Annotated in this window: 20 protein-coding genes, 1 pseudogene and 1 riboswitch; of the genes and pseudogenes, 12 read left to right on the top strand and 9 right to left on the bottom strand. The window is 74.0% G+C overall.

The genetic code is table 11. From position 1 onward, the window contains the following. Window positions 1-24 precede the first annotated feature (24 nt). On the top strand, window positions 25-2,142 hold the full coding sequence (gene recQ / locus ACPXCS_RS26630) for a DNA helicase RecQ (protein WP_425949979.1): 2,118 nt from the start codon (window positions 25-27) through the stop codon (window positions 2,140-2,142). 51 nt (window positions 2,143-2,193) lie between these two features. On the opposite strand, the gene ACPXCS_RS26625 is transcribed toward recQ, so the two are convergent. Further along, window positions 2,194-3,132, bottom strand: coding sequence for a M56 family metallopeptidase (locus ACPXCS_RS26625; RefSeq protein ID WP_425950203.1), 939 nt, complete (start codon window positions 3,130-3,132; stop codon window positions 2,194-2,196). A 397-nt stretch (window positions 3,133-3,529) separates the two neighbouring features. Next, entirely contained in the window at window positions 3,530-4,741 is a 1,212-nt protein-coding gene (gene fahA / locus ACPXCS_RS26620) for a fumarylacetoacetase (RefSeq protein WP_425949978.1), read from the bottom strand. A 317-nt stretch (window positions 4,742-5,058) separates the two neighbouring features. Between fahA and ACPXCS_RS26615 the strand changes: the two genes are divergently transcribed. The 5 genes from ACPXCS_RS26615 to ACPXCS_RS26595 all read left to right on the top strand — a co-directional run bounded on the left by ACPXCS_RS26615 (window position 5,059) and on the right by ACPXCS_RS26595 (window position 12,580). Further along, window positions 5,059-6,309: a DegT/DnrJ/EryC1/StrS family aminotransferase gene (locus ACPXCS_RS26615; RefSeq protein WP_425949977.1), complete on the top strand. Its 1,251-nt coding sequence runs from the start codon at window positions 5,059-5,061 to the stop codon at window positions 6,307-6,309. Window positions 6,310-6,313: 4 nt separating this feature from the next. Beyond that, a complete protein-coding gene (locus ACPXCS_RS26610; protein WP_425949976.1) occupies window positions 6,314-8,932 on the top strand; it encodes a lipopolysaccharide biosynthesis protein in 2,619 nt (872 codons plus the stop codon). A 65-nt stretch (window positions 8,933-8,997) separates the two neighbouring features. Next, window positions 8,998-10,998: a glycosyltransferase gene (locus tag ACPXCS_RS26605; protein ID WP_425949975.1), complete on the top strand. Its 2,001-nt coding sequence runs from the start codon at window positions 8,998-9,000 to the stop codon at window positions 10,996-10,998. Further along, window positions 10,995-11,435: a hypothetical protein gene (locus tag ACPXCS_RS26600; RefSeq protein WP_425949974.1), complete on the top strand. Its 441-nt coding sequence runs from the start codon at window positions 10,995-10,997 to the stop codon at window positions 11,433-11,435. The genes ACPXCS_RS26605 and ACPXCS_RS26600 overlap by 4 nt, the downstream gene beginning before the upstream one ends. After that, window positions 11,432-12,580 (top strand): glycosyl hydrolase, encoded by a 1,149-nt coding sequence (locus tag ACPXCS_RS26595; RefSeq protein WP_425949972.1) that lies wholly within the window; start codon window positions 11,432-11,434, stop codon window positions 12,578-12,580. The genes ACPXCS_RS26600 and ACPXCS_RS26595 overlap by 4 nt, the downstream gene beginning before the upstream one ends. 4 nt (window positions 12,581-12,584) lie before the next feature. Here the strand turns inward: ACPXCS_RS26595 and ACPXCS_RS26590 are convergent, their stop codons facing one another. The 3 genes from ACPXCS_RS26590 to ACPXCS_RS26580 form a co-directional block, all read right to left on the bottom strand. Then, window positions 12,585-13,340: a polysaccharide deacetylase family protein gene (locus ACPXCS_RS26590; RefSeq protein ID WP_425950202.1), complete on the bottom strand. Its 756-nt coding sequence runs from the start codon at window positions 13,338-13,340 to the stop codon at window positions 12,585-12,587. 143 nt (window positions 13,341-13,483) lie between these two features. Next, window positions 13,484-14,779 carry a glycosyltransferase gene (locus tag ACPXCS_RS26585; RefSeq protein WP_425949971.1) on the bottom strand — a complete coding sequence of 432 codons (1,296 nt, stop codon included), beginning with the start codon at window positions 14,777-14,779 and terminating at the stop codon, window positions 13,484-13,486. A gap of 19 nt (window positions 14,780-14,798) precedes the next feature. Further along, a complete protein-coding gene (locus tag ACPXCS_RS26580; protein ID WP_425949969.1) occupies window positions 14,799-15,884 on the bottom strand; it encodes a GNAT family N-acetyltransferase in 1,086 nt (361 codons plus the stop codon). A gap of 171 nt (window positions 15,885-16,055) precedes the next feature. On the opposite strand from ACPXCS_RS26580, the gene ACPXCS_RS26575 reads away from it, so the two are divergent. Continuing rightward, window positions 16,056-16,904, top strand: coding sequence for an HAD family hydrolase (locus tag ACPXCS_RS26575; protein ID WP_425949967.1), 849 nt, complete (start codon window positions 16,056-16,058; stop codon window positions 16,902-16,904). Here ACPXCS_RS26575 and ACPXCS_RS26570 read toward each other — a convergent pair. Continuing rightward, window positions 16,868-17,626 carry a transglycosylase SLT domain-containing protein gene (locus tag ACPXCS_RS26570; RefSeq protein WP_425949965.1) on the bottom strand — a complete coding sequence of 253 codons (759 nt, stop codon included), beginning with the start codon at window positions 17,624-17,626 and terminating at the stop codon, window positions 16,868-16,870. The genes ACPXCS_RS26575 and ACPXCS_RS26570 overlap by 37 nt on opposite strands. Before the next feature lie 3 nt (window positions 17,627-17,629). After that, a riboswitch (cyclic di-AMP (ydaO/yuaA leader) is annotated at window positions 17,630-17,808 on the bottom strand. A gap of 503 nt (window positions 17,809-18,311) precedes the next feature. On the opposite strand from ACPXCS_RS26570, the gene ACPXCS_RS26565 reads away from it, so the two are divergent. From ACPXCS_RS26565 to ACPXCS_RS26550, 4 genes are all read left to right on the top strand, one after another. Further along, complete coding sequence (locus tag ACPXCS_RS26565) at window positions 18,312-19,322, top strand: polyprenyl synthetase family protein (RefSeq protein WP_425949964.1); 1,011 nt, start codon at window positions 18,312-18,314, stop codon at window positions 19,320-19,322. A gap of 231 nt (window positions 19,323-19,553) precedes the next feature. Beyond that, window positions 19,554-20,807 (top strand): LolA family protein, encoded by a 1,254-nt coding sequence (locus ACPXCS_RS26560; protein ID WP_425949962.1) that lies wholly within the window; start codon window positions 19,554-19,556, stop codon window positions 20,805-20,807. A gap of 65 nt (window positions 20,808-20,872) precedes the next feature. After that, complete coding sequence (locus ACPXCS_RS26555) at window positions 20,873-21,853, top strand: ATP-binding cassette domain-containing protein (RefSeq protein WP_425949960.1); 981 nt, start codon at window positions 20,873-20,875, stop codon at window positions 21,851-21,853. After that, on the top strand, window positions 21,840-22,715 hold the full coding sequence (locus tag ACPXCS_RS26550; protein WP_425949958.1) for an ABC transporter permease: 876 nt from the start codon (window positions 21,840-21,842) through the stop codon (window positions 22,713-22,715). The genes ACPXCS_RS26555 and ACPXCS_RS26550 overlap by 14 nt, the downstream gene beginning before the upstream one ends. Window positions 22,716-22,736: 21 nt before the next feature. Here ACPXCS_RS26550 and ACPXCS_RS26545 read toward each other — a convergent pair whose 3' ends face one another. The 3 genes from ACPXCS_RS26545 to ACPXCS_RS26535 form a co-directional block, all read right to left on the bottom strand. Continuing rightward, complete coding sequence (locus tag ACPXCS_RS26545) at window positions 22,737-23,318, bottom strand: flavodoxin family protein (RefSeq protein WP_425949957.1); 582 nt, start codon at window positions 23,316-23,318, stop codon at window positions 22,737-22,739. 111 nt (window positions 23,319-23,429) lie between these two features. After that, window positions 23,430-24,620, bottom strand: coding sequence for an amidase family protein (locus ACPXCS_RS26540; RefSeq protein WP_425950200.1), 1,191 nt, complete (start codon window positions 24,618-24,620; stop codon window positions 23,430-23,432). Further along, window positions 24,617-25,120, bottom strand: coding sequence for a DUF6668 family protein (locus ACPXCS_RS26535; RefSeq protein ID WP_425949955.1), 504 nt, complete (start codon window positions 25,118-25,120; stop codon window positions 24,617-24,619). Before ACPXCS_RS26535 ends, ACPXCS_RS26540 begins: the two co-directional genes overlap by 4 nt. Window positions 25,121-25,280: 160 nt before the next feature. On the opposite strand from ACPXCS_RS26535, the pseudogene ACPXCS_RS26530 reads away from it, so the two are divergent. Further along, window positions 25,281-26,030 (top strand): annotated as a pseudogene (locus tag ACPXCS_RS26530) (tetratricopeptide repeat protein); the annotation flags it as partial.

Below are 26,030 nucleotides of genomic sequence, written 5' to 3'. Positions count from 1 at the left end.
GCCGGAGCGGGAGCCGGAGCCGGGATGGATGCCGGGGCCGGCACGGAAGCCGAGGCCGGGACCGGCGCGCTTCCTGGGCCCGGCGGGGGGACCGGTGCCGCCTCAGGCGGCGGCAGCGGTGCCGCCTCCGGCGGTGGTCCGGCCGGGCTGCTCGGCCCCGATGCGAGTGAGGCGCTGACCGCGCTGCACCGGGTCTTCGGCTACGGCGCCTTCCGCGGCGAGCAGGAAGCGGTCATCGAGCACGTGGTCGCGGGCGGCGACGCCGTCGTGCTCATGCCCACCGGTGGCGGCAAGTCCCTGTGCTACCAGATCCCGTCCCTGGTCAGACCGGGTACGGGCGTGGTCGTCTCCCCGCTGATCGCCCTGATGCAGGACCAGGTGGACGCGCTGCGGGCCCTGGGCGTGCGGGCCGGGTTCATGAACTCCACGCAGGACTTCGACGAGCGCCGGATGGTGGAGGCCGAGTTCCTCGCCGGTGAGCTGGACCTGCTGTACCTGGCTCCGGAGCGGCTCCGGCTGGAGAGCACCCTCGGTCTGCTCGGCCGCGGCAAGATCTCCCTCTTCGCGATCGACGAGGCGCACTGCGTCTCGCAGTGGGGCCACGACTTCCGGCCCGACTACCTGGCGCTGTCGCTGCTCGGTGAGCGCTGGCCGGACGTACCGCGGATCGCCCTCACGGCGACGGCCACGCACGCGACGCACCGGGAGATCACCGAGCGGCTGAACATGCCGGCGGCCCGCCACTTCGTGGCCAGCTTCGACCGGCCCAACATCCAGTACCGGATCGTGCCCAAGGCCGACCCGAAGAAGCAGCTGCTGGCCTTCCTGCGCGAGGAGCACGCGGGCGACGCGGGCATCGTCTACTGCCTGTCGCGCAACTCCGTGGAGAAGACCGCCGAGTTCCTCAGCCGCAACGGCATCGAGGCCGTGCCCTACCACGCGGGCCTGGACGCGGGCACGCGCGCGGCCCACCAGTCCCGCTTCCTGCGGGAGGACGGCCTGGTCGTGGTGGCGACCATCGCCTTCGGCATGGGTATCGACAAGCCGGACGTCCGCTTCGTCGCCCACCTCGACCTGCCCAAGTCGGTCGAGGGCTACTACCAGGAGACGGGCCGGGCCGGCCGCGACGGACTGCCCTCCACGGCCTGGATGGCCTACGGGCTGAACGACGTCATACAGCAGCGCAAGCTCATCCAGTCCGGCGAGGGCGACGAGGCCTTCCGGCGGCGGGCCCAGGCCCACCTCGACTCGATGCTGGCGCTGTGCGAGACGGCCCAGTGCCGCCGCGGCCAGCTCCTCGCCTACTTCGGCCAGGACCCGGACCCGGCCGGCTGCGGCAACTGCGACACCTGTCTCACCCCGCCGGAGACCTGGGACGGCACGGTCGCGGCGCAGAAGGTGCTGTCCACGGTGGTCCGGCTGCAGCGGGAGCGGGGGCAGAAGTTCGGCGCGGTGCAGATCGTCGACATCCTGCTGGGCAAGCGCACCGCCAAGGTCATCCAGTTCGACCACGACCAGCTGTCCGTCTTCGGCATCGGCGAGGACCTGACCGAGAGCGAATGGCGGGGCGTGATCCGGCAGTTGCTCGCCCAGGGCCTGCTCGCCGTGGAGGGCGACTACGGCACGCTGGTGCTGACCGAGGCCAGCGGGGCGGTGCTGCGGCAGGAGCGGCAGGTGCCGCTGCGCAAGGAGTCGAAGAAGCCGGCGACCTCGCGGTCCGGGGCGTCCGGGGGCTCCGCGCGGGGCGAGCGCAAGGGCAGGACCGTCGCAGCCGAGCTGCCCGAGGAACTGCTGCCGGCGTTCGAGGCCCTGCGCGCCTGGCGGGCCGAGCAGGCCCGCGAGCAGGGCGTCCCGGCGTACGTCATCTTCCACGACGCGACGCTGCGGGAGATCGCCCTGGCGTGGCCGGGCTCGGTGAGCGAGCTCGGCGGGATCAGCGGGGTCGGCGAGAAGAAGCTCGTGACCTACGGCGAGGGGGTGCTCGGGGTGCTCGCGTCACTGGGCGGACCACCGAGTGCGGCCCCGGCGGCCGGTGCGCCCTCGGCGTCCCCGGTGCCGGGCCGGGCGTCCGCCCGGGGCGGGGACGCCGAGGACGACTGGCCCGAGATGGACGCGGAGCCGGAGCCCGACGACTGGATATAGGCCGGGCTCCGGCCGGACCGGGCAGCTCCCGTGCCCGCCGGGCCGGGCCGGCTACGACAGTGCCGTCAGGCCCGGGGCGAACGCGATCAGCAGGGGCAGCAGCGGGACGAGCGCGGCCGTGGTGGTCGTCAGGGCGCGGTGCCTGCGGCCGAGCCGGGGCGGCGGTTCGAGGAGCCGGTCGACCCGCTCGCCGAGCAGGCGGTGGCTGGAGGCGCAGGACAGCACGCCCCGGTGCTGGTTGAGCTCGATCAGGGCCAGGGCGGTGGTCAGGTGGCCGCAGCGGCGGGAGGCGGTGTCGTCGGCGGCCAGTTCGACCAGGCGGTGGGTCTGGTCGCAGAAGTGGGCGAACAGCGGGACGCGCGGGAAACCGGTGGCCAGGGCCGTGGACAGGTGCAGCAGCCAGTCGTGGCGGGCCCGGGCGTGGCCGCGCTCATGGGTGAGGACGGCGTCCAGCTGGTGGCCCGTCAGGCGGTGCAGGGCGCCGGTGGTGACGATCAGCTGGGGCGGGTTGCCGGGCATCCACCAGGCGTCGGGGTACTCGTCCTCCAGGACCAGCAGAGGCCCCTTGGCGGCGGGCAGCCCGGCCGGCAGGTCGGGGGCGCGTTCGCGCAGATGGGCGCGGGCCCGGGCGCGGCGCCGGCGCGCCTCGACGAGCTCCCGGGCGAGCATCGCGGTCGTCCAGGCGGCGCCGCAGGCCAGCAGTACGGTCAGGGCGGCGGCCCAGGGCGGGGCGGTGGACAGGTCGTACGCGGCGGTCACGGCCGGCGGCGCGGGGGCGAAGAGCTGGGCGCGGACCGTGCCGAACACGGCGGCGGCGCCCAGCGCGAGAGCCGTCACGCAGCACAGCAGGACGGTGGCGACCAGGCACTGCCACACCCACAGCGCGACCACCGGTTCCCGCTCCGGCCACGAGGCCCGGGTCAGCGCCCCGGGCACGGGGACGGCGGCCGTCACGGCGACGACGCTCAGCAGGAGCAGGCAGACGGTCATGGCCACGGGCTCCGGTTCCTGGTCGGAAGAGGGGCGGCTACGGGTCGTGCGGGGGACGGCGGGCGCCGTGCGCGCGAGTGCCGCGGCCGCCGTGCGCACCGGCGAGGTGACCGCCGTGCGCACCGCAGTTCCGGCCGCCGAGCACCACCGTGACCGCGGCGAGCGCGGCCGACGTTGCGTGCACCGCGCGCGTGCGGGCACACCGCCCGACGCCAGTATGACGGGCCGGGGCGGTGTGCGTCAGGAGCCGGAGGCCGACGGACGGGCCGGGGCGGTGTGCGTCAGGAGCCGGAGGCCGACGGACGGGCCGGGGCGGTGTGCGTCAGGAGCCGGACGCCGACGGACGGGCCGTCAGGGGCGAGCGCTGCCCGGCCGGACCGCCCGGGCGGCCACGGGGTCAGGCCGGTACCACCCGTCCCGTCACCTCGCCCAGCCCCACGCGGACGCCGTCGGGGCCGGGGGCCCAGGCCGAGAGGGTCACGGTGTCGCCGTCCTCCAGGAACGTCCGCTTGCCGTCGGGGAGTTCGAGCGGGTCGCGGCCGTTCCAGGTGAGTTCGAGCAGCGAGCCGCGCTCGCGCTCCGAGGGCCCGCTGACCGTGCCGGAGCCGTACAGGTCACCGGTGCGCAGAGCGGCGCCGTTCACCGTCATGTGGGCCAGCTGCTGGGCGGCCGTCCAGTACATGGTCGCGAAGGGCGGCTCGGAGACGACGTGGCCGTTGACGGCGACGCTGATCCGCAGGTCGTAGCCGCCGGGTTCCTCGTCGCTGTCGTCCAGGTACGGCAGCAGCTCGTGCGTCCTGGCCGGAGGCGCCACGAGAGCCTCCTCCAGGGCGTCCAGCGGGGTGATCCACGCCGACACGGACGTGGCGAAGGACTTGCCGAGGAACGGGCCGAGCGGCACGTACTCCCAGGCCTGGACGTCGCGCGCGGACCAGTCGTTGAGCAGGCACAGGCCGAAGACGTGCTCGCGGAAGTCGCCGAGCGGCACCGGCCGGCCCATGGCGGAGGGCACGCCGACGACGAAGCCGACCTCGGCCTCGATGTCCAGCCGCACGGACGGGCCGAAGACGGGGGCGGCGTCGGTGGGCGCCTTGCGCTGGCCCGAGGGGCGCACGACGTCCGTGCCGGAGACCACGACCGTGCCGGAGCGGCCGTGGTAGCCGATCGGCAGGTGCTTCCAGTTGGGCGTGAGGGAGTCCTCGGCGTCGGGCCGGAAGATCCGGCCGACGTTGCGGGCGTGGTTCTCGGAGGCGTAGAAGTCGACGTAGTCCGCGACCTCGAAGGGCAGGTGCAGCGTCACCGAGGACAGCGGGTGGAACAGCTTCTCGACGGTCTCGCGGTGGGACGGCACGGTCACCCAGGCCGTCAGCGCCCGGCGGACGTCCGACCAGGCCGTGCGGCCCGCCGCGAGCAGCGGGTTGAGGCTCGGCTGCGCGAGCAGGGAGGCGTACGGGGAGCCGAGCGCGTGGGCCGCCGCGCCCGCGTCCAGCACGTGGTCGCCGAGCCGGACGCCCACGGTCCGGTGGGCGGAGCCGGGCCGGGAGAACACGCCGTACGGCAGGTTGTGCGGACCGAAGGGGTCGCCCTCGGGGACATCGAAGGGGGGCATCGGGTGCTGCCTCGCTTTCGGGTGCGCCATGTCGTCGCCACGTGTCCGTGGTCGTGCCACACGTTACGGGTGACACCCCCGTCCTGGGCAGGGTCCGCGGAGGCGGCAGGGAGAAACGGGGCAGGTGGGCCCGGGTGCGACAGGAGGAACCGGCCGGCTGTGACCGGCGCGGCGGACGGGACCGCACATGTGTACGTGCCGGAAGTTATCCACAGGACGCGACGCAATCTTGACGGAGCGGTGCGAACGGGGCGACTCTGGGCGGGTGCCGGAAGGCCTCGGGGAGGGGGCTTTCCGACGGCACACCAGGGGGGCGGATGGCCATTGGGGAGGCCGGTCCGGGCTCGGTGCGGCATGGTTCACGGCCGAAGCGGCTGGAAGAGACCATGCGCCTGCGGCTCGGCCGGGAATGCGTGTACGTACCGTCATGCCGTTTCGGGCTGTTCGTGGCGCTGCGCCACTGGTGCCCACCCGGTGGACGCGTGCTGATGTCGCCGGTCAACGACGACGTGATCTTCTTCGTGGTGCTCGCCGCCGGACTGCGCCCGGTGCAGGCGCCGTTGAACCCGTTCGACGCGTCCATCGACATCGATGCCGTGCCGGACCAGGTGTGGGGTTCGGTGTCGGCCGTGCTCACCACGAACCTGTACGGGAACCCGGACCCGGCACCGCGCCTTCGGCACAAGTGCGACGCGCTGGGCATCCCGCTGTTCGAGGACGCGGCGCACGCCATCGGCAGCCGGGTGGGGGACCGGCCGGTCGGGGCGTGGGGCGAGGCGTCCGTGTTCAGCCTGTCCAAGCACGTCGGTGCCAAGGCCGGGGGCATGCTCTCCCTCGCCGACCCGGGGCTGCGCCAGGCCGTGGAGGAGACCCGCGCGGGTCTGCTCGCGCGGGGCCGGATCGGCTCCGAACTGGCCTTCGCGGTCCGGCCGTACGCGGAGGCGGCGGTGCGCGGGCTGCGGCTGCGGCGGGCCGCCTGGGCCGCGATCCGGCTGCTCGGGCTGGCCGACCGCGAGGAGATCCGGATGCCGCTGCGCCCGGAGGAGCTCGCGCTGGCCGCCCGTGCGGCGCCCGGGCTCGACGCCCACCACCCGTGGCTGCGCGTCGACATGCACGACTACCGCCTGGACTCCGGCCGGCTGCGGCTGGGCCGCATCGCCCGCAAGCTCGACCGGCTGGACGAGGTGCTGGACGCCTGCCGCAGGGGCACCGAACGACTGCTGGCCACGCCCTGGGCCAAGCCGCCGCCCGGGGCGTGCGGGCCGCAACCGTTGTTCCGCGTCCCGCTGTTCGTCGAGGACCGGGACGCGGCGATCGCGGCCCTGGCGGAGCGGGGCGTCGTCGTCGGCTACCTCTACGACCCGCCGCTGGACGACTACGCGGGCGCCCGGTTCACCGATCCCTCACCGGCCCCCGAGGCGGCCCGCTGGTTCGCCCGGCACGCCCTGCCCGTGGACCCGCTGCGGGCGCGCACGGTCGTGGAGGTGCTGGAGCGGTCCGGGGCCCGTCCGGCCGACGCTCCGGGGCGGCTGTCCCGGAGCGGGCCGACACCGGGAGGGCTGGGGTAGTCCCGTGGCTGAGATCCAGGTGCACGAGCCCGCCACCGCGCGCGCCGGCGGCGGACCGAAGCCTGCCGACAGTGAGCACACGCACGACTCGCTGTTCAAGAACGCCTACTTCCTCATGCTCAGCACCGGCGTCTCGGCCGTACTGGGCCTGGGCTTCTGGCTGGTGGCCGCCCGCTACTACACGGAGGAGGCCGTCGGCCAGGGCTCCGCGGCCATCGCCGCGATGCGGCTGCTGGCCAGCATCACGGCGACGACGATGATCGGCGCCGTCGTCCGCTTCGTCCCGCGCGCGGGGCGGGAGACCGGGCGCCTGGTGTGGGGCACGTACGTGGCCAGTTCGCTGGTCGTGGCGCTGGCCGCCGCCGTCTTCCTGCTCACGCTCGACGCCTGGGGTGCCTCCTACGCGCCGCTGGGCACCCCCGTGGCGGGCGCGGTGTTCGTCGCCGCGAGCGTGGCCTGGGCGCTGCTCACCCTCCAGGACGGGGTGCTCACGGGACTGCGCAAGGCGGAGTGGGTACCGGCCGGGAACGCGGTGTTCTCGGTCGGGAAGCTCGCCCTGCTCGCCGTCTTCGCCGGCACGCTGCCCGTCCTCGGCATCTTCGTCTCCTGGGCGGTGGCGATCGCCTTCTCCACGCTGCCGCTGGGCTGGCTGATCTTCCGCAGGCTCATCCCGCGCCAGGCGGAGGCCGACCGCGACAAGGAGCCCCCGAAGGTCCGGGACATGGGCCGCTTCCTGGCCGGGGACTCACTGGGCGCGCTGTTCAGCCTGGCGATGATCAACCTGCTGCCGGTGATGGTCGCGGTCCGCTTCAGCGCCGCGGAGAACGGCTACTTCTACGTCGCCTACACCGTCGGCGGCACGATGGAGTTCATGGCCATCAACATGGCCTCGTCCCTCACCGCGCACGCCTCGCACGACCCGCGCCAGCTCGCCGACGGCGTCCGGGGGGCCCTGCGGCGCATGACCCTGCTGCTGGTCCCGGTCGTCCTGGTCCTCGTCCTGTTCGCCCCGTACATCCTCACGCCCTTCAGCCCGGACTACGCCGAGCACGGCTCGACGGTGCTGCGGCTGCTCGCGCTCGGCGCGCTGCCCCGGGTGGTGGTGGAGCTGTACATCGGCGTGCTGCGCGTCCAGGGGCGCACCGGTGTGCTCGCCGCGCTCCAAGGCGCCATGTGCGCCCTGGTGCTGGGCTGCGCCGCCGTGCTGTTCACACCGGCCGGGATCGCCGGCGCCGGCTGGGCGGTGCTGCTCAGCATGACCCTGATCGCCGTCGTCTCCACGTTCGGACTGCGCGCGGCCCTGCGCCACGACGACGGCCCACCCGCCGTCCGCACCCCCGCCGACCCCTCCTACGGCACCCGCTGGGCGAAACTGAACGCCACCGCCGGGTACGGCACCAGCTGGGCGCGCAAGGCCGCCTACCAGCCCAGGGACGGCGACCAGGACACGGTCACGCTGTTCATAGGCCGCCCCGGATACGAGCGCGAGGCGCTCCAGGCGGACACACTGGCCCTGATCGTGCGGCCGGAGGGACCCCGGCCGGAGGGACTCCGCCCGGAGGGACTCCGCCCGGAGGGACTCCGCCTGCAGGGGCCCACTAGCGAACCGCCGCCGGAGCCCGTTGAGCCGCCCCCGGACGAGGAGCCCGGGGAGCAGCGGTTGCGGGGCGCCCTGTGGAGCCTGCTGGGCGTGGCGGCGGTGTTCTTCTTCGCGCCGCTGCGGGACCTGCCGTGGCTCGACGGGGCCTCGGACGCCGCGCTGACCGGGCGTCAGCTGCTGGAGGGCCTGCCGTTGCCGTCGCTCGCCGCGGGTGGCCTGCTGCTCGTGGTGTTCGCCGCCGCGGTCACGCTGTGCGCCCGGCGCGACCCCTGGCTGCCGGGGGCGGCGCTGTACGCCGTCCTGTTCGCCCTGTACACCGCGCCGGTCGCCCTCGGACGGGAACCGCGGCCGGTGGACGGCGCGTTGTACGAGAGGACGGCCGGCTCCCTCGCGGACGCACTCGGGCTCGACGGGCCCGAGCCGCTGCTGCGCTGGGCACCGCCGGTCTGCCAGCTGCTGTGCCTCGTGCCGCTGTGGCTGCTGCTCGCGAGCGCGGGCGGACGGCTGACGTGGCCGGGGCGCTGGGGGGTTCTGTATCTCGTCGCGGTCGGCGGCTGGGTGTGGCGCGATGCGCTCGCACCCCTCGCGCCGCCCCTGCTCGCCGTCCTCGCCGTCCTCGCCCTGCTCCTGCCGCTGTGCCGCCGCGCCGCGGCGGCGTGGGGCCCCGCCCGCTTCTCCCGTTCCACAGCCGGAAGAGCCGACCGAAGAGCCGGGCCCGGGGCCGAGGCCGAGCGCGGGTCCGACCACCCGGCCGAGCCCACAGCCGAGCGCCCGGCCGACCGTCGCGCCGAGCGCCCGGCAGACCGTCACGCCGAGCCGTCCGATCGCCGGCCCGACGACCGGACGAGCGACCGGCCCGCCGTCCCGCCGAGCGACCGGCCCGGCGATCCGGCGAGCGACCGGCCCGGCGATCCGGCGAGCGACCGGCCCGCCGCCCCGGCGAGCGACCAGCCCGCCGTCCCGCCGAGCGACCAGCCCGCCGCCCCGCCGAGCGACCAGCCCGCCGACCGGACCAGCGACTGACCAAGCCAAGAGCCGAACCGGCCGAACAGGGCCGCGAAGAGCCGAACCGCCAGGGGGGAACCACCGTGCGTCCGCCAGTAACGCCAAAGGAGAGATCCACGCCAGAACCCACACCGGCACGGGACGGCGCGCACATCCCCGGCGACACCTCCGGCGGCACCCCCGGCGGCACCCCCGGCGGCACCCCGGAGACCGCCAGCCAGTCCTCGAGCCCCACGTCCTCGGAGTCGTCGAGCGCGGCCCCCGAGCCCGTGACGGACCTGGCCGACCTGAGCCCGGTCCGGCCGGGACGGAGCGTGCTCGCCTGGCCCGGCCTCCCGCTGTGCGCCGCGCTCGCGCTGTGGGCGTACGCCGTGCGGCACACGGACGTCTCGCGGCTCGACGACTACGGCCTGGTCACCGCGCTGCACCCGGCGTTCTGGGCCGGACTCGTGGTGCTCACGGCCGGTTTCTGGTTCACGGTCCGCGATCCGCGCAGGGCGGGCGCCTGGGCGGCGGCGTACGTCCTCGGTCTGCTCGTCATGGAGCGGGTCACCCAGGCCGTGCTCTACCCCACCCCGCTTTACGCCTGGGCGTGGAAGCACGACGCGGTCATCGACCACCTGCTGACGGCCGGCGGTCTGCAGACGGCGGACCAGGTCGGCGACATGGCCGTGTACGACCAGTGGCCGGGCTTCTTCGCCGCGCAGGCCGCCCTGGTGCGGCTGCTGGGTGTGGAGTCGTCGGCGCTGTTCATGGCCTGGTGGCCCCTGGCCTCCAGCCTGATGCTGCTGCTCCCGCTGCTGCTGATCTACCGCACCTTCACCGAGGACCGGCGGCTGATCTGGACCGCGGTGTGGCTGTTCTACGTCGCCAACTGGGTCGGGCAGGACTACTTCTCGCCCCAGTCCGTGGCGTACGCGCTGCACGTCGGCGTCCTCGCCGTCGTCCTGCGCCGTTTCGGCCGGTCCGCCGTACGGCGCGGACGGCCGCGGCAGGCGGTGTGGACGGTGGTGATCACGCTGCTGATCACGGCGATCGTCATCTCCCACCAGCTCACCCCGGGCATGCTGGTGGTCTGCCTGGTCGCCCTGTGCCTCAGCCGCCGCTACCGCGACTGGGTCCCGGTGGTCACGACCGTCGTGATCTTCCTGGCCTGGTGCCTGACGGCCGCCCTGCCCTTCCTGTCCGCCGCCATGCCCGACATGATCCGCTCCGTGGGCGACGTCGGGGCCAACGTCGAGACCGGCTACGGCGCCACCCCGACCGGCACCGGAGCCATCGCGACCTCCTGGGCGGCCCGGCTGCTGTCCGGCTCGGTCCTGCTGCTCGCGGCCTTCGGCGTGCTGCGCCAGCGGGTGCTGCGCCACCGGGCCCGGCCGCTGCTGCTGGTCGCGGCGGCCCCGCTGCCGATGTTCGCGGCGAACAGCTACGGCAGCGAGATGATCTTCCGGGTGCTGCTGTTCATGCTGCCCGGGGCCGCCTTCTTCGCCGCCGCCGCGATCCTGCCCGAGGTCCGCACGCTCGCCGCCGACGCCGCCGCGCAGGGGACGGACCGCCGCCCGACCGGCCCGGCCCCGGGTGCCCGCCGGCAGGCCGGTGTCTGGCTGCCGCTGGCCGCGCTGCTCGGCGGCACGCTGGCGTTCGTCCCGGCCTACTCCGGCAAAGACCGGATCAACTACTTCCCGCCGCAGGAAGTCGCCCTCGTACGGCAGCTGTTCGACCAGGCGCCCGACGGTTCGCTCGTGGTGGCCGCCAACCGCAACTACCCGCTGGCCTACGACTCCTACGGGAGCGTCGACCACTACTGGTTCCTGGACGACGCCCGCAGTCACGTCGACCGGATCGTCCGGGACCCGGCCGCCACCCTCGCCGCCGACATGGCCGGGGTGGAGCGGCCGGCCCGGGCCTACTTCCTGCTCACCCAGGGGCAGTTGGCCAACTCCGAGATGAACGGGCAGCTCACCCGGGCGCAGCTGGACCGCGTCCGGGACGCCGTCGCCGCCTCGCCGCGGTTCCGGCTCGTCGCGGAGAACGACGCCGGGTGGCTGTACGAACTGAGGCGGACGGGGGGAGCGGAGCGATGACACCGCAGGAGCTCATGGTCCGGATGCTGCCGCCGTTCGGCGGCTGGCTGGCGCTCGCCGCGCTCGCGCTGCCCGGCGGTTCGCCGCTGCGGGGCGCCGCGGTCGTGCTCTTCCTCGCGGCGGGCCCCGGCGCGGCCCTGGTCAGGGTCTGCGCTCCGGCGTTCGCGGCGCGGCCCGCCGAAGGACCCGTCGAGCGCCGGGACCCCGGCTTCGCCCGCCACTCCGACCTGCTGGAGCGGCTGATGCTGACGCTGTTCCTGAGCATCGGCGCCGTGATGCTCGTGGCGACCGTGCTGATCGCCACGCACACCTTCAGCGCGCAGCGGGTGCTGCTGACGCTGACCCTGCTGACCACACTCGCCGCGTTCTGTCCGCCGCTGCGCGCCTCCCCGCCGGCGGGGACGACGCCGAGGACACCGAAGGGTTCCGCTCCGTGAGGTTCAACCGTCCCCACCGTCCCTTTCGCCGCGAACACCACGCGACGGGACAGCACCGCAGGCCACCGCGGGAGGAGCACCGGTCCGCCGGCCCACTGGCGTCGAGCCGGCGCCGGCTGCTGATCACGTCGGCGACGGTCGTCAGCGCGGTCCTGGTCGCCGTCCTCGCCCTGCGCGACGCCTCCGGACCGCAGGACCAGGGGGCCGCCGGCGCCAAGGCCGACTGCCGCCCCACCAGGCTCCTGGAGCCGCCCTGTGGCGCCTGGTTCGGCGCGTTCGTGCCGCACGAGCGGGACGACCTGCCGGAGAAGGTGCGCGCCTACGAGAAACGGGTCGGCCGCCCGCTCGACATCGTGTACACGTACCACGACATGTCCCTGCCGGAGGGCACCCGCCGCGAGGGCCAGCTGCTCACCCCGGAGGAGCAGCGCGTCGGCGAGGACCACCTGCTGCTGCTCTCCTGGGAGAGCAAGTGGTGGGGCGGTGCGAAGCGGCAGCAGCCGACCTGGAAGCAGATCGCGGCCGGGGAACTGGACGAGAAGGTCATCGACGTCCAGGCCCGGCGCATCAGGGACTACGGCAGGAAGGTGTTCCTCTCCTTCGACCTGGAGATGGACACCCGCACCCCGGCCAGCGGCACGCCCGCCGACTTCGTGAAGGCGTACCGGCACATCCACGACCGGTTCCGCGAGCTGGGCGTCGACAACGTGGTGTGGACGTGGATCACCACCGGCTACCTCGACCACGGTGACGTGATCAGGAAGATGTATCCCGGCGACGAGTACGTCGACTGGATCGGCTACAACCAGTACAACTACTACCGCTGCCACAACACCGGCTGGCTCACCTTCGCGCAGACGCAGGACGCCACGCACGAGTGGATCCGCGAGAACATCTCCGACGACAAGCCGCTGATGCTCTCGGAGTTCGGCACGGCGGCCGACCCGGCCCGCCCGCAGCGGCAGGCCGAGTGGTACGCGCAGGTGCCCGGGGTGCTCAAGGGCCTGAAGGGCGTGAAGGCGGCCCTCCAGTGGAACTACCGCGACCCCGGACCGCACTGCAACCTGGCGCTGGCCGACGACGCGGCCTGGGACAGCCTGCGCGAGGCGGTCGCCGACCCGTATCTCAACCAGCCGCTGAAGTAGCCGGTCAGCCGGCGAACTCGGGCCCGCGCACCCGCGCGCGGGCCCGCCGGTACCACCGCCAGGCGATCGTCCTCGGCCCGTCCCGATAGGGCGCGACCCGCGCACCCGTCCCGGCCAGCCAGCCCTCGACGTCGGCGACGGTGTGGCCGCGGCGGACGATGAGCCGGGCGATGCGGTACCGCTCGTCGTGGTCGGAGCTGAGGGCGTGGCGGACCGCGGTCGCCGTCTCGTAGCCGGCCCGGGCCGACATGGCGCGCACGCGTGGGCTGTTGTAGCCGTGCGGATAGGCGAGGTGGCGCACCTCGTGCCCGAGGGCGTCCTCCAGAACGGCCTTGGAGGTGCGCAGTTCGTACGCCAGGTCCTTCGCGGACAGCGTGTCGAGCTGGGCATGCGTGACCGTGTGACTGCCGATCTCCATGCCGGAACGTTCCAGCTCCGCCACGCCGGCCAGCGTCATCATCGGGGCGGGCGGCAGCAGACTGCGCCCGCCCGGGGCGATGGCGCCGGTGGTGAGATACGCGGTGGCGGGCAGCGCCCGCTCGGCCAGCGCCTCGGCGGTGGGGCCGGGCAGGTCGGCGAACCCGTCGTCGAAGGTGAGCAGCACCGGCCGGGGCGGCAGGGGCGCCCGCCCGGCCAGATGGTCGGCGACCGCGCTGATCGTGACGGGCGTGCGCCCACTGCGCACCACGGCGTCCAGATGCGCGCCGAACTGCGCGGGCGTGACCGTGAACTCGGCGATCCAGCCGGGCGGGTCGTCCATCACGCAGTGGTACAGGAAGACGGGGACGACCGGGGTCCCGGCCGCGTCCCGGGGCGCTATCGGCCCCTCGCCGTCCTGCGCACCCCGTTCCGCCCGGCCTCTGCCGTCCCCGCGCCCCTCGCCCCGCTCCCGTGCCGGCGTCTTCATCTCGCCCCCTCAACCGCGCTCCGGCGCAGCGCCCGCCGCGCCCGCAGATAGCCGACAGGCCCGTACAGCATCCCTCTGCGCTGCAGCCGCGACAGCCGCCGCGGCCAGGGATGCGTCCGCACGTCGTGATCGCCCGGCGTGCTCCCGCCCTCCGTCTCGCGCACGGCCGTCAGCGCCCGCGCGTGGGCCAGGCCGCGCGGCAGCCGCGCGAGGAACGCCGGCAGCAGCGCGGGCCGGTTCACCAGCACCGCGGTCAGGTACGCCGTGAGCCCGGCGCCGTAGCCGTAGGCCTGGGTCTCCAGGTCCCGCCAGGTCTCCCGGTGGTGGTGCCAGACCAGGGCGTACGGCGTGTACCGCAGCCGGTGGCCCGCGGCCAGGACCCGGACGAAGCCGTAGAGGTCGTCGCCGCCCCGGGCGGCCGTCCCGGCACCGGTCGCCGGGTCGAAGCCGCCGACCGCGCGCAGCACCTCGGTACGGAACGCCATGTTCGCGCCCGAGCCGAACCGCCCCGCCGTGAACGGGAACAGCGGCTCGTCGCCCGGCGGGTCCGCCGGGTCGTACGTCCTTGGCGTGAAGCCCTTCGCGAAGCCGCCGTGGCTCTCCAGCAGCACCTGGGCCGGTGTCGTCAGCCGCGCGGGCAGGATCAGCCCGGTGCTGCACCCCAGCCGGGGGTCGGCGGCGAACGGCGCGGTCAGCTCGGTCAGCCAGCGCGGGTCGGCCACCACGTCGTCGTCCGTGAAGGCCACGACCTCGCCCCGCGCGGCCGCGAGACCCGTGTTGTGCGCGACGGCCAGGCCCGGCACCGGCTCGCACACGTACCGCACGCGCTCGGCGTACTTCCGCTCGATCAGCTCCCGCGTCTCACCGGTCACGGGCGCGTTGTCCACCACGACGATCTCGCACCGCGGATGGTCCTGGGCGAGCAGCGAGTCCAGCGCCCGGGCCAGCTGCCCGGCACGCTCCCGGGTGGCCACGACGACACTCGCGTACGGCGGTTCCCCCGGCGTATCGGTCTCCACGCCGGCGCACTCCACGCCGGCGCACTCCGCCCGGGCCCGCGCCGCCAGCACAGCCCGCGGATCCGCGCCCTCCGGGACCCGCCCGAGCAGCGTGCCCACCGGGCGGCCATACCGTCTGACCAGGACGAACACCTCGCCGGACGTGATCGGCCGGCTCCCCGGGCCGGATCTGAGCACCGCCTCCTCGCCGTCCAGGTCCACCTCGGCGACCTGCACCGCCCCGATGGCCAGGAACCGCCGTATCTCCTCCTGCGCACGCGCCGAACGGGCCATGCGCCCTCCCCCCTCGTCGTCAGGTACGGCGCAGCCGGGCCGCGCCCTTCAGCGTCCGCGCGGCCAGCGCCGCGAGCCGCGGCCGGCCGCGCACGAAGCGGTGCGCGCGGCGCGCCGGCTCGCGGCTCAGCCAGTGCAGCGCCGCGCCCGCCCCCGGCCGCGTCACCGCGCCCTCGTACACGGGCAGTTCGCCCGTCCTCAGCGCGTCCTTGTACGCGGCCGCGCCCCGCCCCAGGTCGAGCGTGCCGATGCCCTCGGCGGCCGCCGCCGCCGCCATGCGCAGGTGCAGCACCAGCCCCGGCGAGTACTTCGCGAACTCCGGCTCGTAGGCCGGGAACCAGCAGGCCAGCACCGATGCCGAGCGCAGCCCGAAGTGCGCGGCGACGGGCCGCCCGCCCGCGTACAGCACGGACAGCGTGCCGCTGCACTCCGGCGCCCGGGTGCGGGCCAGGTGCCCGACGAGCCGGGTGATCCACTCCTGCGCGAACCGGTCCCGGCGGCCGGTCCTGCGGTACTGCGCCGACTTCCAGTCCATGAGCGTGCGCAGCGCGGCCGGGTCGCGCTCGTCGAACACGAACCGCACCTCGCCGACCTGCCGGCCCAGCCTGCGCTCCTTGGCCAGCGTGGTCTTCAGGAACTTGGGCGACTGGGCGCGCAGCACCGACTCGTAGGTCTCGTAGCCCTTCTCCACGTCGACGACGTAGGTGGCGTGCTCCTCCGCCGCGTACGGGACGAACAGCCGCTGCTCGGCCTCCAGGTTGTCGAAGGCGAAGGACGACAGGGAGCAGGCCCGCAGCAGCCGGTCCGCCTCCAGGTCCAGACCCGGGCGCAGGATCGCGCCCTGTGCGTCCGAGACCCCGAGCCCGATGGCCCGGCCCTGCCCCAACAGGCCGCGCTCGAAGGGCAGGAAGCCGGCCGGCTCCGGGCCCTCGTGGACCACCGCGACCCGGGCCTGCGGCCTCACCAGACCGACGGCCTCGGTGAACTCCGGCTCCATGAAGGGGTTGCGCGGAGACTCCGAGGCGGCGCGCAGCGCACGCCAGCGCTCCTTGTCCTTTTCGCCGAGTTCCCCGGCCCCGGCCACGCGAATGCGCCCACTGCTCAACCTGACCCCCCGATCAAGTCCCCCCTGGACACTTGGAAGGTACCGCTCGATGCGGCCCCTCGGGTAGGTAGCGGACCATGTTGTTGCCAACCGGTGCAGAGGCCCCCAACCGGGCAATCGGTGTGAGCCGTGTGATGAAACGAACGGGCGCGTTGTCCGTATTCTCTGATCATGGCCGCACCCCTCGCATATTCACTCATCGCCACCGACCTGGACGGGACGCTGCTGCGCGGCGACGACACCTTGTCCGACCGGTCCCTCGCCGTACTCACGCGGGTGGCGGACGCCGGTGCCCAGCACCTCGTGGTGACGGGCCGCCCGGCGCCGAGAGTGCGGCCGCTCCTGGACGACCTGCGCTGCACGGGGCTCGCGGTGTGCGGGCAGGGCGCGCAGGTGTACGACGCCGGCGCGGACCGGCTGCTGTGGTCCATCACGCTGGACCGGGAACTGGCCGAGACCGCCCTGGGCAAGATCGAGGCCGAGGTGGGGCAGGTGTACGCGGCGGTCGACCAGGACGGGGTCGACGGGCTCACGCTCATCGAGCCCGGCTACCTCATGCCGCATCCGACGCTGCCCGCGGTGCGGGTCGACCGGCGCGACGAGCTGTGGGGCGAGCCGATCAGCAAGGTGCTGCTGCGCCACCCCTACCTGTCGGACGACGAGCTGGCGGCGACGGCCCGTTCGGTGGTCGGGTCACTGGCGACGGTGACGATGTCGGGGCCCGGCACGGTGGAGCTCCAGCCGTGCGGGGTCACCAAGGCGACGGGCCTGGCGCTGGCCGCCGAGCACCTGGGGCTGCGGCCGGCCGACACCATCGCCTTCGGTGACATGCCCAACGACATCCCGATGTTCGACTGGGCGGCGCACGGCGTGGCGATGGCCAACGGCCATCCCGAACTCAAGGCCGTCGCCGACGAGATCACGCTGTCGAACGAGGACGACGGCATCGCCGTCGTCCTCGAGCGACTGCTGGGCGGGAGTGCTCAGTACGGGCCGTTGACGTTGTCGATCGAGCCGTAGCGGTCGGCCGCGTAGTTGCAGGCCGCCGTGATGTTGGCGACCGGGTCGTACGGGTCGTAGGGGGTGCCGGGCACGTGGTAGGCGGCGAAGGTCGGGTCGATGACCTGGAGCAGGCCCTTGGACGGGGTGCCCTTGGCGGCGTTCGAGTCCCAGTTGTTGATCGCCTGCGGGTTGCCGGACGACTCCCGCATGATGTTGCGGTAGATCCCGTCGTACGAGCCCGGGATGCCCTTCTGGGCCATGATGTCCAGCGCCTCGCGGATCCATCCGTCGAGGTTGTTCGCGTAGGTCTGCGCGGCGGCCGGGGTGGCCTGCGTGACGCCGCCGGCCGGCTTGGCCGGGGCGGACGACGGGGTCGCCTTCTCCGTGGCGGCCTCGGCCGTGGCGACCTTCAGCTTCAGACCCGGGCGGATCAGCTTCGGGTCGTCGCCGACGGCTGCGCGGTTGGCCTTGTACAGCTGCTTCCAGCCGCCGGAGACGTCGTACTTCTCCGCGATGCGGTAGAGCGAGTCGCCCTTGGCCACGGTGTACGTGAGCGACCCGGCGGGCTTGACCGCCTGCGGCACGCTCTGCGCGGCGGGCGCGCTCTGGGGTTCGGCGGCGGTGGCGTGCGTGGCGCCGAGGAGCGGGAGGGTCAGTGCCGCTCCGCCGGTGCCGGCGGCGACGACACCACGGGTGATCGGGTTCCTTCTGGGGCGACGGTGCTTACCTCGTCCGGGCATGGCGATGTTCCTCTCCGGCGCCTGCGAGGTGAGCTGTCGGGTTCGGGCCGGGAGGTGCCCGGCCGCACACGGCGTGGTGCTGTCGTGCGCGGCTTCACCCCGAGCCGGTCCCTGTCACGGACCGGCGACTTACCTGGGTCCCCCGCTCCTGCCCTGCGTGAGTGAGTCGGTGTGTGTGGGGAGTCCGGGCGGTGGCAGGATTCGGCGTCCGCCGGACTGGGCCGGAACGTATGCGAGAGCACATGCCGGGAACAAGCACCGGAGTCACACCGGGCGCCTGTTGACCTTGGTCCGGGGCCGAGGGGGCGCTTGATCCTTTGCGCCTGCCAAGGCTCAACTCGCTTTCCGGGAAAGGGGGAACCCCTCGATGCCCCGCTGGTGGCGCGGAAGGGCCGAAGTGATTCAATTCACTGATCGCGAGCCGGGGCGCAATGTTCCGCAAGGGGAATTTGCTTCATCAATGCCGCAAATCTCGCATAGGTCACGAATTCCCGGAAAGTCGGAACATGTCTGTTCTTATGAGCTGATCGAAAACATGGCGGTCGTGATCGGATACCGCCCGGCCTGTAACCATGGGCGCTGGCGGTGATCGAAACGTGACCGGATACGCTGACTCGAGTGATGGCAGCGACCTATCGACAATCCGCGTAAGCACCGGCAGACACCAGCAGACAGGAGACCCCTCGTGACCGACGTCGGGCCGTTCGGGCTGAGCGTGCGGGACCAGGCTCTGGAAGCCGATGTCCAGGCCGGACTGGCGGCTGTCGAGGAAGGCTTGCTAGAGGCGACCAAGAGTGAGGTGCCCTTCATCACGGAGGCCGCCCAGCACCTGGTGCGGGCCGGCGGCAAGCGGTTCCGGCCGCTGCTCGTGATGCTCGCCGCCCAGTTCGGCGACCGGCACGCGCCCGGGATCGTGCCCTCGGCCGTGGTCGTGGAGCTGACCCACCTCGCCACGCTGTACCACGACGACGTGATGGACGAGGCCGCCGTACGCCGCGGGGTGGACAGCGCCAACGCCCGCTGGGGCAACTCCGTCGCGGTCCTCACCGGCGACTTCCTCTTCGCGCGCGCCTCGCACATCCTGGCCGACCTGGGCCCGGAGGCGGTGCGGGTGCAGGCCGAGGCGTTCGAGCGGCTGGTGACCGGGCAGATCCTGGAGACGGCCGGACCGCAGGACGGGCGCGACCCGGTCGAGCACTACCTGGACGTGCTGGGCGGCAAGACCGGCTCGCTGGTGGCGGTCTCCTGCCGGTTCGGCGCGATGATGTCGGGCGCCGACGAGACGGTCGTGCACGTGCTGACCCAGTACGGCGAGCGGCTCGGCGTCGCCTTCCAGCTCGCGGACGACGTGCTGGACATCGCCTCCGACTCCCACGAGTCCGGCAAGACCCCCGGCACCGATTTGCGCGAGGGCATCCCGACCCTGCCGGTGCTGCGGCTGCGCGAGCGGGCGGCCCGGCTCGGCCTCGCGGAGGACGTCGCCCTGTGCGAGCTGCTGGACTCCGACCTCACCGACGACGACCGGCACGCCGAGGCCCTGCGCCTGCTGCGCGCCCACCCGGCGCTCGAACAGGCCCGCCGGGACACCGTCCGCTACGCCGAGGACGCCCGCTCCGCGCTGGCGCCGCTGCGCGACTGCGCCGCGAAGACCGCGCTCGTGGAACTGTGCGACGCGGTGGTGCACCGGGCCGGCTGACCGCCCGCCGACCCCCGACCCCTACGGGTCGGGGGAGAAGCCGACCCTCCGTGTCATACCCCAGCAGTACGCGGAGTTGAGTCCGGGGTCTGACGTATCTCCCTGGCGGATTTGGTCAGATGGAGACCACGGAACACACCACTCCTCACCAGTTCGGGTGAGAATGGCGGCTCAGGGACGAGTGCGTGGACGACACGGACAGCCGCCGCCGACCACGGAGGTAGGGCACACATGGCACCGTACGCATCCGACGACAGCACGACCGGCGGGGAGGTCGACGAGCAGCACTCCCGGCGGCGCAAGGCCGCGCGGTACGTCGTCCCGGTCACGGTGGTGGGGGTGGCGGCCGCGACGATCGGCCTGGTCCCCGCACTCGCCGACTCCGGTGACCCCGACCTTCCGAAGATCACCGCCCAGCAGCTCATCGAGAAGATCGCCGCGTCGGACACCGAGCAGCTCTCCGGCACGGTGAAGATCAGCACCGACCTGGGCCTGCCGAACCTCGGCGGTCTGGAGTCCGGCCTGATGTCCGGCGCCGCGGGCCGGGACGAGGGCGGCTCCTCCGCCGATCCGACGGCCAAGCTCACCGAACTGGCCTCCGGCACCCACACCCTGCGCGTCGCCGCCGACGGTCCCGACCGGCAGAAGCTGTCGCTGCTGGAGGACGCCGCCGAGTACAGCGTCGTCCACAACGGCAAGGACGTCTGGGCCTACGACAGCAAGTCCAACGAGGTCTACCACGGCACCGCCTCCGAGAGCGCGGAGCACGGCGAGGAGCAGCAGCCGCCGGCCACCCCGAAGGGCTTCGCCGAGGAGGCCCTGAAGGCCGTCGACGGCACGACCTCCGTCACCGTGGACGGCACCGCCCAGGTCGCAGGCCGGGACGCCTACAAGCTGCTCGTGAAGCCGAGGCAGTCCGGCTCGACGGTCGGCGCGATCACCGTCGCCGTGGACGCGGAGACGGGCACGCCGCTGAAGTTCACGCTGACCCCGGCGAGTGGCGGCGCGGCCGTCGTCGACGTGGGCTTCACCCAGGTCAGCTTCGCCAAGCCGGCCGCCTCGACCTTCGACTTCACCCCGCCGAAGGGTGCGAAGGTCACCGAGGAGAAGGACGCCGGCGAGCACCTCGGCAAGGGTTCCCACAAGGGCCTGGAGCAGCGCTTCGGCAAGGACGGGGCGCCCGGGCACGCTCCCGGGGCCGGAAAGGGCCACGGTGAGGGCCCCGACGGCATGAAGACCATCGGCGAGGGCTGGAACGCCATAGCCACCTTCGACACCGGCGGCGAGGGCGTGCCCTCGGGCGACGCCGGCGGCGAGTTCGGCGGCTTCCTCGACTCGCTCGGCGACAAGGTCACCGGGAAGTTCGGCTCGGGCACGGTCTTCTCGACCCGACTGATCAACGCCCTGGTCACCGACGACGGCAAGGTCTACGTGGGCGCCGTCACCAAGGACGCGCTCGTGAAGGCGGCCGACGCCGGGAAGTAGGTCTCCCGCGCGCACGGGGCGGCCGCCCCGCACCGGCGCGGGACGTCGAGAGAACGAGGAAGCCGATGGGCGAACCGTCCGCCACGGAGCCGGAGCGGCGGGGCGAACAGGCCGGGGAACCGGCCATCGCCACCCGCGCGCTCACCAAGCGCTACCGCGGCGGACAACTCGCCGTCGACGCCCTGGACCTGACCGTCCCGGTGGGCAGCGTCTTCGGCTTCCTCGGTCCCAACGGCTCCGGCAAGACCACCACCATCCGCATGCTGATGGGCCTCATCGAGCCCACGTCCGGCACGGCGCGGGTCCTCGGGCAGCCCATGCCCGGGGCCACCCGCGCCGTGCTCCCGCACGTCGGCGCCCTCATCGAGGGCCCGGCCCTCTACGGCTTCCTGTCCGGCCGCGACAACCTGCTGCGCCAGGACTGCGCCGACCCGGCCGCCGATCCGCGCACCCGGCGGGCCCGGGTCGCCGCCGCCCTGGACCGGGTGGGCCTGACGGCCGCGGCCGGCAAGAAGGCCAAGGCGTACTCGCTCGGCATGAAGCAGCGCCTGGGCCTGGCCGCCGCACTGCTGCGGCCCCGCCGGCTGCTGGTCCTCGACGAGCCGACCAACGGCCTCGACCCGCAGGGCATGCGCGAGATCCGCACCCTGATCCGCGAACTCGCCTCGGACGGCACGACCGTCTTCCTCTCCTCCCACCTCCTCGACGAGATCGAGCAGGTCTGCACGCACGCGGCCGTGATGGCGCGGGGCCGGCTCCTCACCCAGGGCCCGGTCGCCGAGCTGGCCGCCGGGGCGCGCGGCCTGCTGGTGGTGACCACACCGGACCCGGCGGAGGCCGCCCGGGTCCTGAAGGAGCAGGGCGTCGGCGATCTCACCGTCGCAGGCGACCGGGTGACCGGCGACGTGCCCGACCGCGACCTGGCCGAGCTGACCGCGGCGCTGGTCGCCGCCGGGGTGCGGGTGCGCGGCTTCACCGTCGAACGGGCCTCGCTGGAGGACGCGTTCGTGGCACTGACCGGGGAGGGATTCGATGTCGCGGGCTGAAGCCGCCGGTACGGCACGGCCGGTGAGCCCGCTGTGGACCTTCGGGCTGCTGCGCAACGAACTCACCACCACCTTCCGGCGCTGGCGCACGCTCGCGCTGCTGGCCGTCCTCGCGGGTGTGCCGGTCCTGGTCGGCATCGCCGTCAAGATCGAGACCAGTGACGGTTCCTCGCCCGGCGGGGGAGGCGGCGGGCCGGCCTTCATCTCGCAGATCACCAACAACGGCCTGTTCCTGGTCTTCACGGCGCTGGCCGCCACCCTGCCGTTCTTCCTGCCGATGGCGGTGGGTGTCGTCGCGGGCGACGCGATCGCCGGGGAGGCGAACGCCGGCACGCTCCGCTACCTCCTGGTGGCCCCCGCCGGCCGCACCCGCCTGCTGCTCACCAAGTTCGCGACCGTCGTCCTGTTCTGCCTGGCCGCCACCCTGGTGGTCGCCGTCTCGGCGCTGACGGTCGGCGCGCTGCTGTTCCCGCTCGGCGACCTGACGACCATCTCCGGTACACGGATCGGATTCGCCGAAGGGCTGGGCAGAGCCCTGCTGATCGCCCTGGCCGTCGCCGCGTCCCTGGTCGGCGTCGCGGCGCTCGGACTGTTCGTGTCGACGCTGACCAGCAGCGGCATCGCGGCGATGGCGACGACGGTGGGCCTGCTGATCACGGTCCAGATCCTCGACCAGATCCCGCAACTGCACGCCCTGCAGCCCTACTTCTTCTCGCACTACTGGCTGTCCTTCGCCGACCTCATGCGCGAGCCGGTCTACTGGGACGAACTGGCCCGGAATCTCGGCCTGCAGGGCCTGTACGCGGCGGTGTTCGGCACGGCGGCCTGGGCGCGCTTCACGACGAAGGACATCACGGCCTAGCCGGACCGGCCGCACCGCGCCTCACTGCTCGTACAGGAAGCGGGCGAGCGGTGCCTCCCGCGTGAAGAACGTCTTGGCCCGGGTCAGCGCCTCGGTGTCGTTCAGCACGTCACCGGGCTTGCTGCCGTTGCCGAGCAGTACCCCGCCGAAGCGCATCCCCAGGTAGGCGGCCGAGTTGCTCAGCGTGCCGATCAGCGGGTCGGCGACGACCTCCTCCTCGTGTGCGAGGGCGGTGACGCCCCACAGGGTGCGTCCGGCCAGGGTCTCCTTGAAGTCGACGCCGGGGGTGCGCAGCCAGCCGGACCAGTGGTCCAGGTAGCGCTTGGTCTGCGCGGAGACCGAGTACCAGTACAGGGGCGAGGCGATCACGATGTCCGTCGCCGCGAGCGTGGCGTCGAGCAGCAGGGCGACGCTGCCCTCGGTCGGGCGGACGTGGTCGCTGTCGTGCCGCAGGTCCTCGAAGTCGGGGAGCGGGTGCTCGGTGAGGTCGATCCACTGCTGTTCGACGCCCGGCGGCAGCTGCTCGGCGGCCCGGCGGGCCAGCAGCTCGGTGTTGCCGTCGCTGCGGGCGCTGCCCAGGACGAAAAGGAAGCGGCGGGTCATGACGGCCCCTCTTACATAGTCGGCGTACATCAATTATGCGCGCTTGCATCATATGAGTGTGCAAGTAATCTGCCAAGGGGGCGCCCCACTGGGAGGGGGCGGGCGAGCCCGTCAGTCCGGAAGCCGCGCCTCCGCCTCCCGTGCCACGGCCAGGAGCAGAGCCTCCCGCCCGTGCGCCGCGACGAGCTGGAGTCCGGCCGGGCAGCCGTCGCTGCCGAGTCCCGCGGGCAGGCTCAGCGCCGGATGCCCGCTGAGGTTGAACGCCCAGGTGAGCGAGGTGGAGTAGCGGTCACCGGGCCCGTCGTGGCCGTGCGGGGCGGTCGGGGCCGTCGGCGTCAGCAGCAGCGGGGCCTCGGCGAACAGAGCGGCCAGCCGCCGGTCGTTCTGGGCCCGGACCCGGTGGGCCGCGGCGAGGCCGGGCGCAGGCGCGCTCCCGGACGGCCCGGCACCCCGCGCGCGCAGGGCGAGCCACGCGGGCCCGGGGTCCACCAGCCGCAACGGCGCCCGCGGCCGCACCAGCCGAACGGCACCCGCCGCCACGAGCCGCTCCACCTCCGCCCGGGCCAGCGCGGCCGGCTCCGGGTCCGGCCCGGCGAAGCCGAGGTCGGGCGACCAGACGGCGGTGACGGGCAGGGCGGGGCGGGCGGCCGCCGGTTCGCCCGACACCACCTGCCACCAGGCCGCCACGTCCGCCGCCGAGCGGGCCAGCACACCCGGTGCGGCCAGGCCGGTGGGGTCGGCGGAGGGGAGCCGTCCGTTCGTGGTCTTCAGCCCGAGCACTCCGCACCAGGCCGCCGGAATCCGCACCGAACCGGCCCCGTCGCCGCCGGTCGCCAGCGGCACCAGACCGGCCGCCACCGCCACCGCGGCCCCGGCCGAGGAACCGCCCGGCGTCCGGTCGGCCCGCCACGGGTTGACGGTCCGGCCCCGCGCACCGAGCCCCCAGGTCTGCCACGGCGTCCCCGGCCCCGGCACGGACGTGGCCCCCACGGCGACGGCGCCCGCGGCGAGCAGCGGGCCCGCCGCACGCAGCCCGTGCCGTCCCTTCACGGCGATCGGCACACCGGCCAGCGGCAACGGCCCGCCCTCACCGGGGGCGCGGGCCCCGTCCGCGTCCAGCAGCGCGTCCAGCTCCGCCGCCCGGCGCAGCGCCTCCTCGTGCCACACCTCGGTGAACGCGCACAGCCGCGGATCGGCCCGGTCGATCCGGTCCAGTGCCGCCGCGACGACGTCGGCCGCACGCAGCTCCCGGGCCCGGACGCCCGCCGCGATCTCCCCGGCCCGCAGCCGGACGGCCGTCAGTGCGCCGCTCCCGTCAGCCGCGCCAGGGCCTGCGTCTCGCGCGGCGGACGGCCGAGCTCACCGAGCCGCCACGCCGGCACCCACGGCACGCGGTACACGTCGATGACCGACTCCAGCGCTCTGACCCGCTGGGCGAGCGGACGCGGCAGCCGGCCCGGGGCGTCCGCCACCAGGACCACGGCGTCGAGATCCAGCTCCGGCGGGGCCTGACCGCGCCGGAAGGCCTCCACCGCTCCGGCGACCGTGTCGAGACCCGCCGCGTGCGTCCGGGCGACCAGCAGCACCGACGGCGGGGCACCGGCCCCGGGCCAGGCGCGGCCGCTGTCATGACCGCCGTAGACCGCCGCGAGGGTGGAGACGCCGGCCCCGCCGTGCGTGCCGACCCAGGAGAAGCGCCGCCCCGCGGCCCGGTCGTGCGCGGGCTCCGGGCCCTCCGGGCCCGTGCCGGTCACCGGGGGCCGCAGCCAGATCTCCGGCCCCTGTCGCATGCCTGTGTGCATGCCCTTCTCCTCCCTCGTGCAGCCGGTCCTCACGCCCTGCGGAACGACCCGTCCCGGGGCGCACGGGCCTTGGGACGAGCCTGTGACACCCCGGTGACGTGAGAAACGGGGGCGAGCGGACACACTCGACACTAGGTGTACGACGCCCAGTGAGGGGACGATGTCGCGACTCAGCCGCGAGAAGAAGCGGGAACAGAAGCAGGCCGCACGCGCGGCGACCCCGGCGGCGCCGATCGACGTCCATGTCCCCGGGGCCGGAGCGGACACGGGAGCGGGGGCGAACCGGGCGTCCGACGAAGCCTCGGTCGGCGGCGTCCGCGTCTTCGCGGCCCCCGGCGAGGAGATCCAGCAGGCCGTCCTCGGCCGCCTGCACCACATCGCCCTGGCCACCGGCCACGCCGTCCTCGCCACGGTCCACGACGAGCGGATCGGCTACGTCGTCCCGCTCCGGGTCGACCCGGACGGCTCCAGCCACTTCACGGCCGAACCGGTGCGCACGCCCCCGGCCACGCCGGGAACACCGCCCCCGGCCGGGCCGGTGCACACGACCCCACCCGAGCGGCCCTCCATGCCTCCGGCCGGGCCGGCGCACTCTGGCTCGGTTGGGCCGGTGCACCCTGCTCCGGCGGGATCGGCGCACACCGCGCCGCCCGAGCGGCCTTCCGTGCCCCCGGCCGGATCGGCGCACAGCGCCCCGCCCGAGCCGACGTCCATGCCTCCGGCTGGACCGGCGCGCCCTGCCTCGGCCGGATCGGCGCACTCTGGCTCGGTTGGGCCGGCGCACTCTGCCCCGGCGGGATCGGCGCACACCGCGCCGCCCGAGCGGCCTTCCATGCCCCCGGCCGGATCGGCGCACAGCGCCCCGCCCGAGCCGACGTCCATGCCTCCGGCTGGACCGGCGCGCCCTGCC

Source organism: Streptomyces sp. DT190 (genome assembly GCF_049846985.1).
Classification (GTDB): Bacteria; Actinomycetota; Actinomycetes; order Streptomycetales; family Streptomycetaceae; genus Streptomyces.
This window is presented reverse-complemented; position numbering and strand designations above follow the sequence as displayed.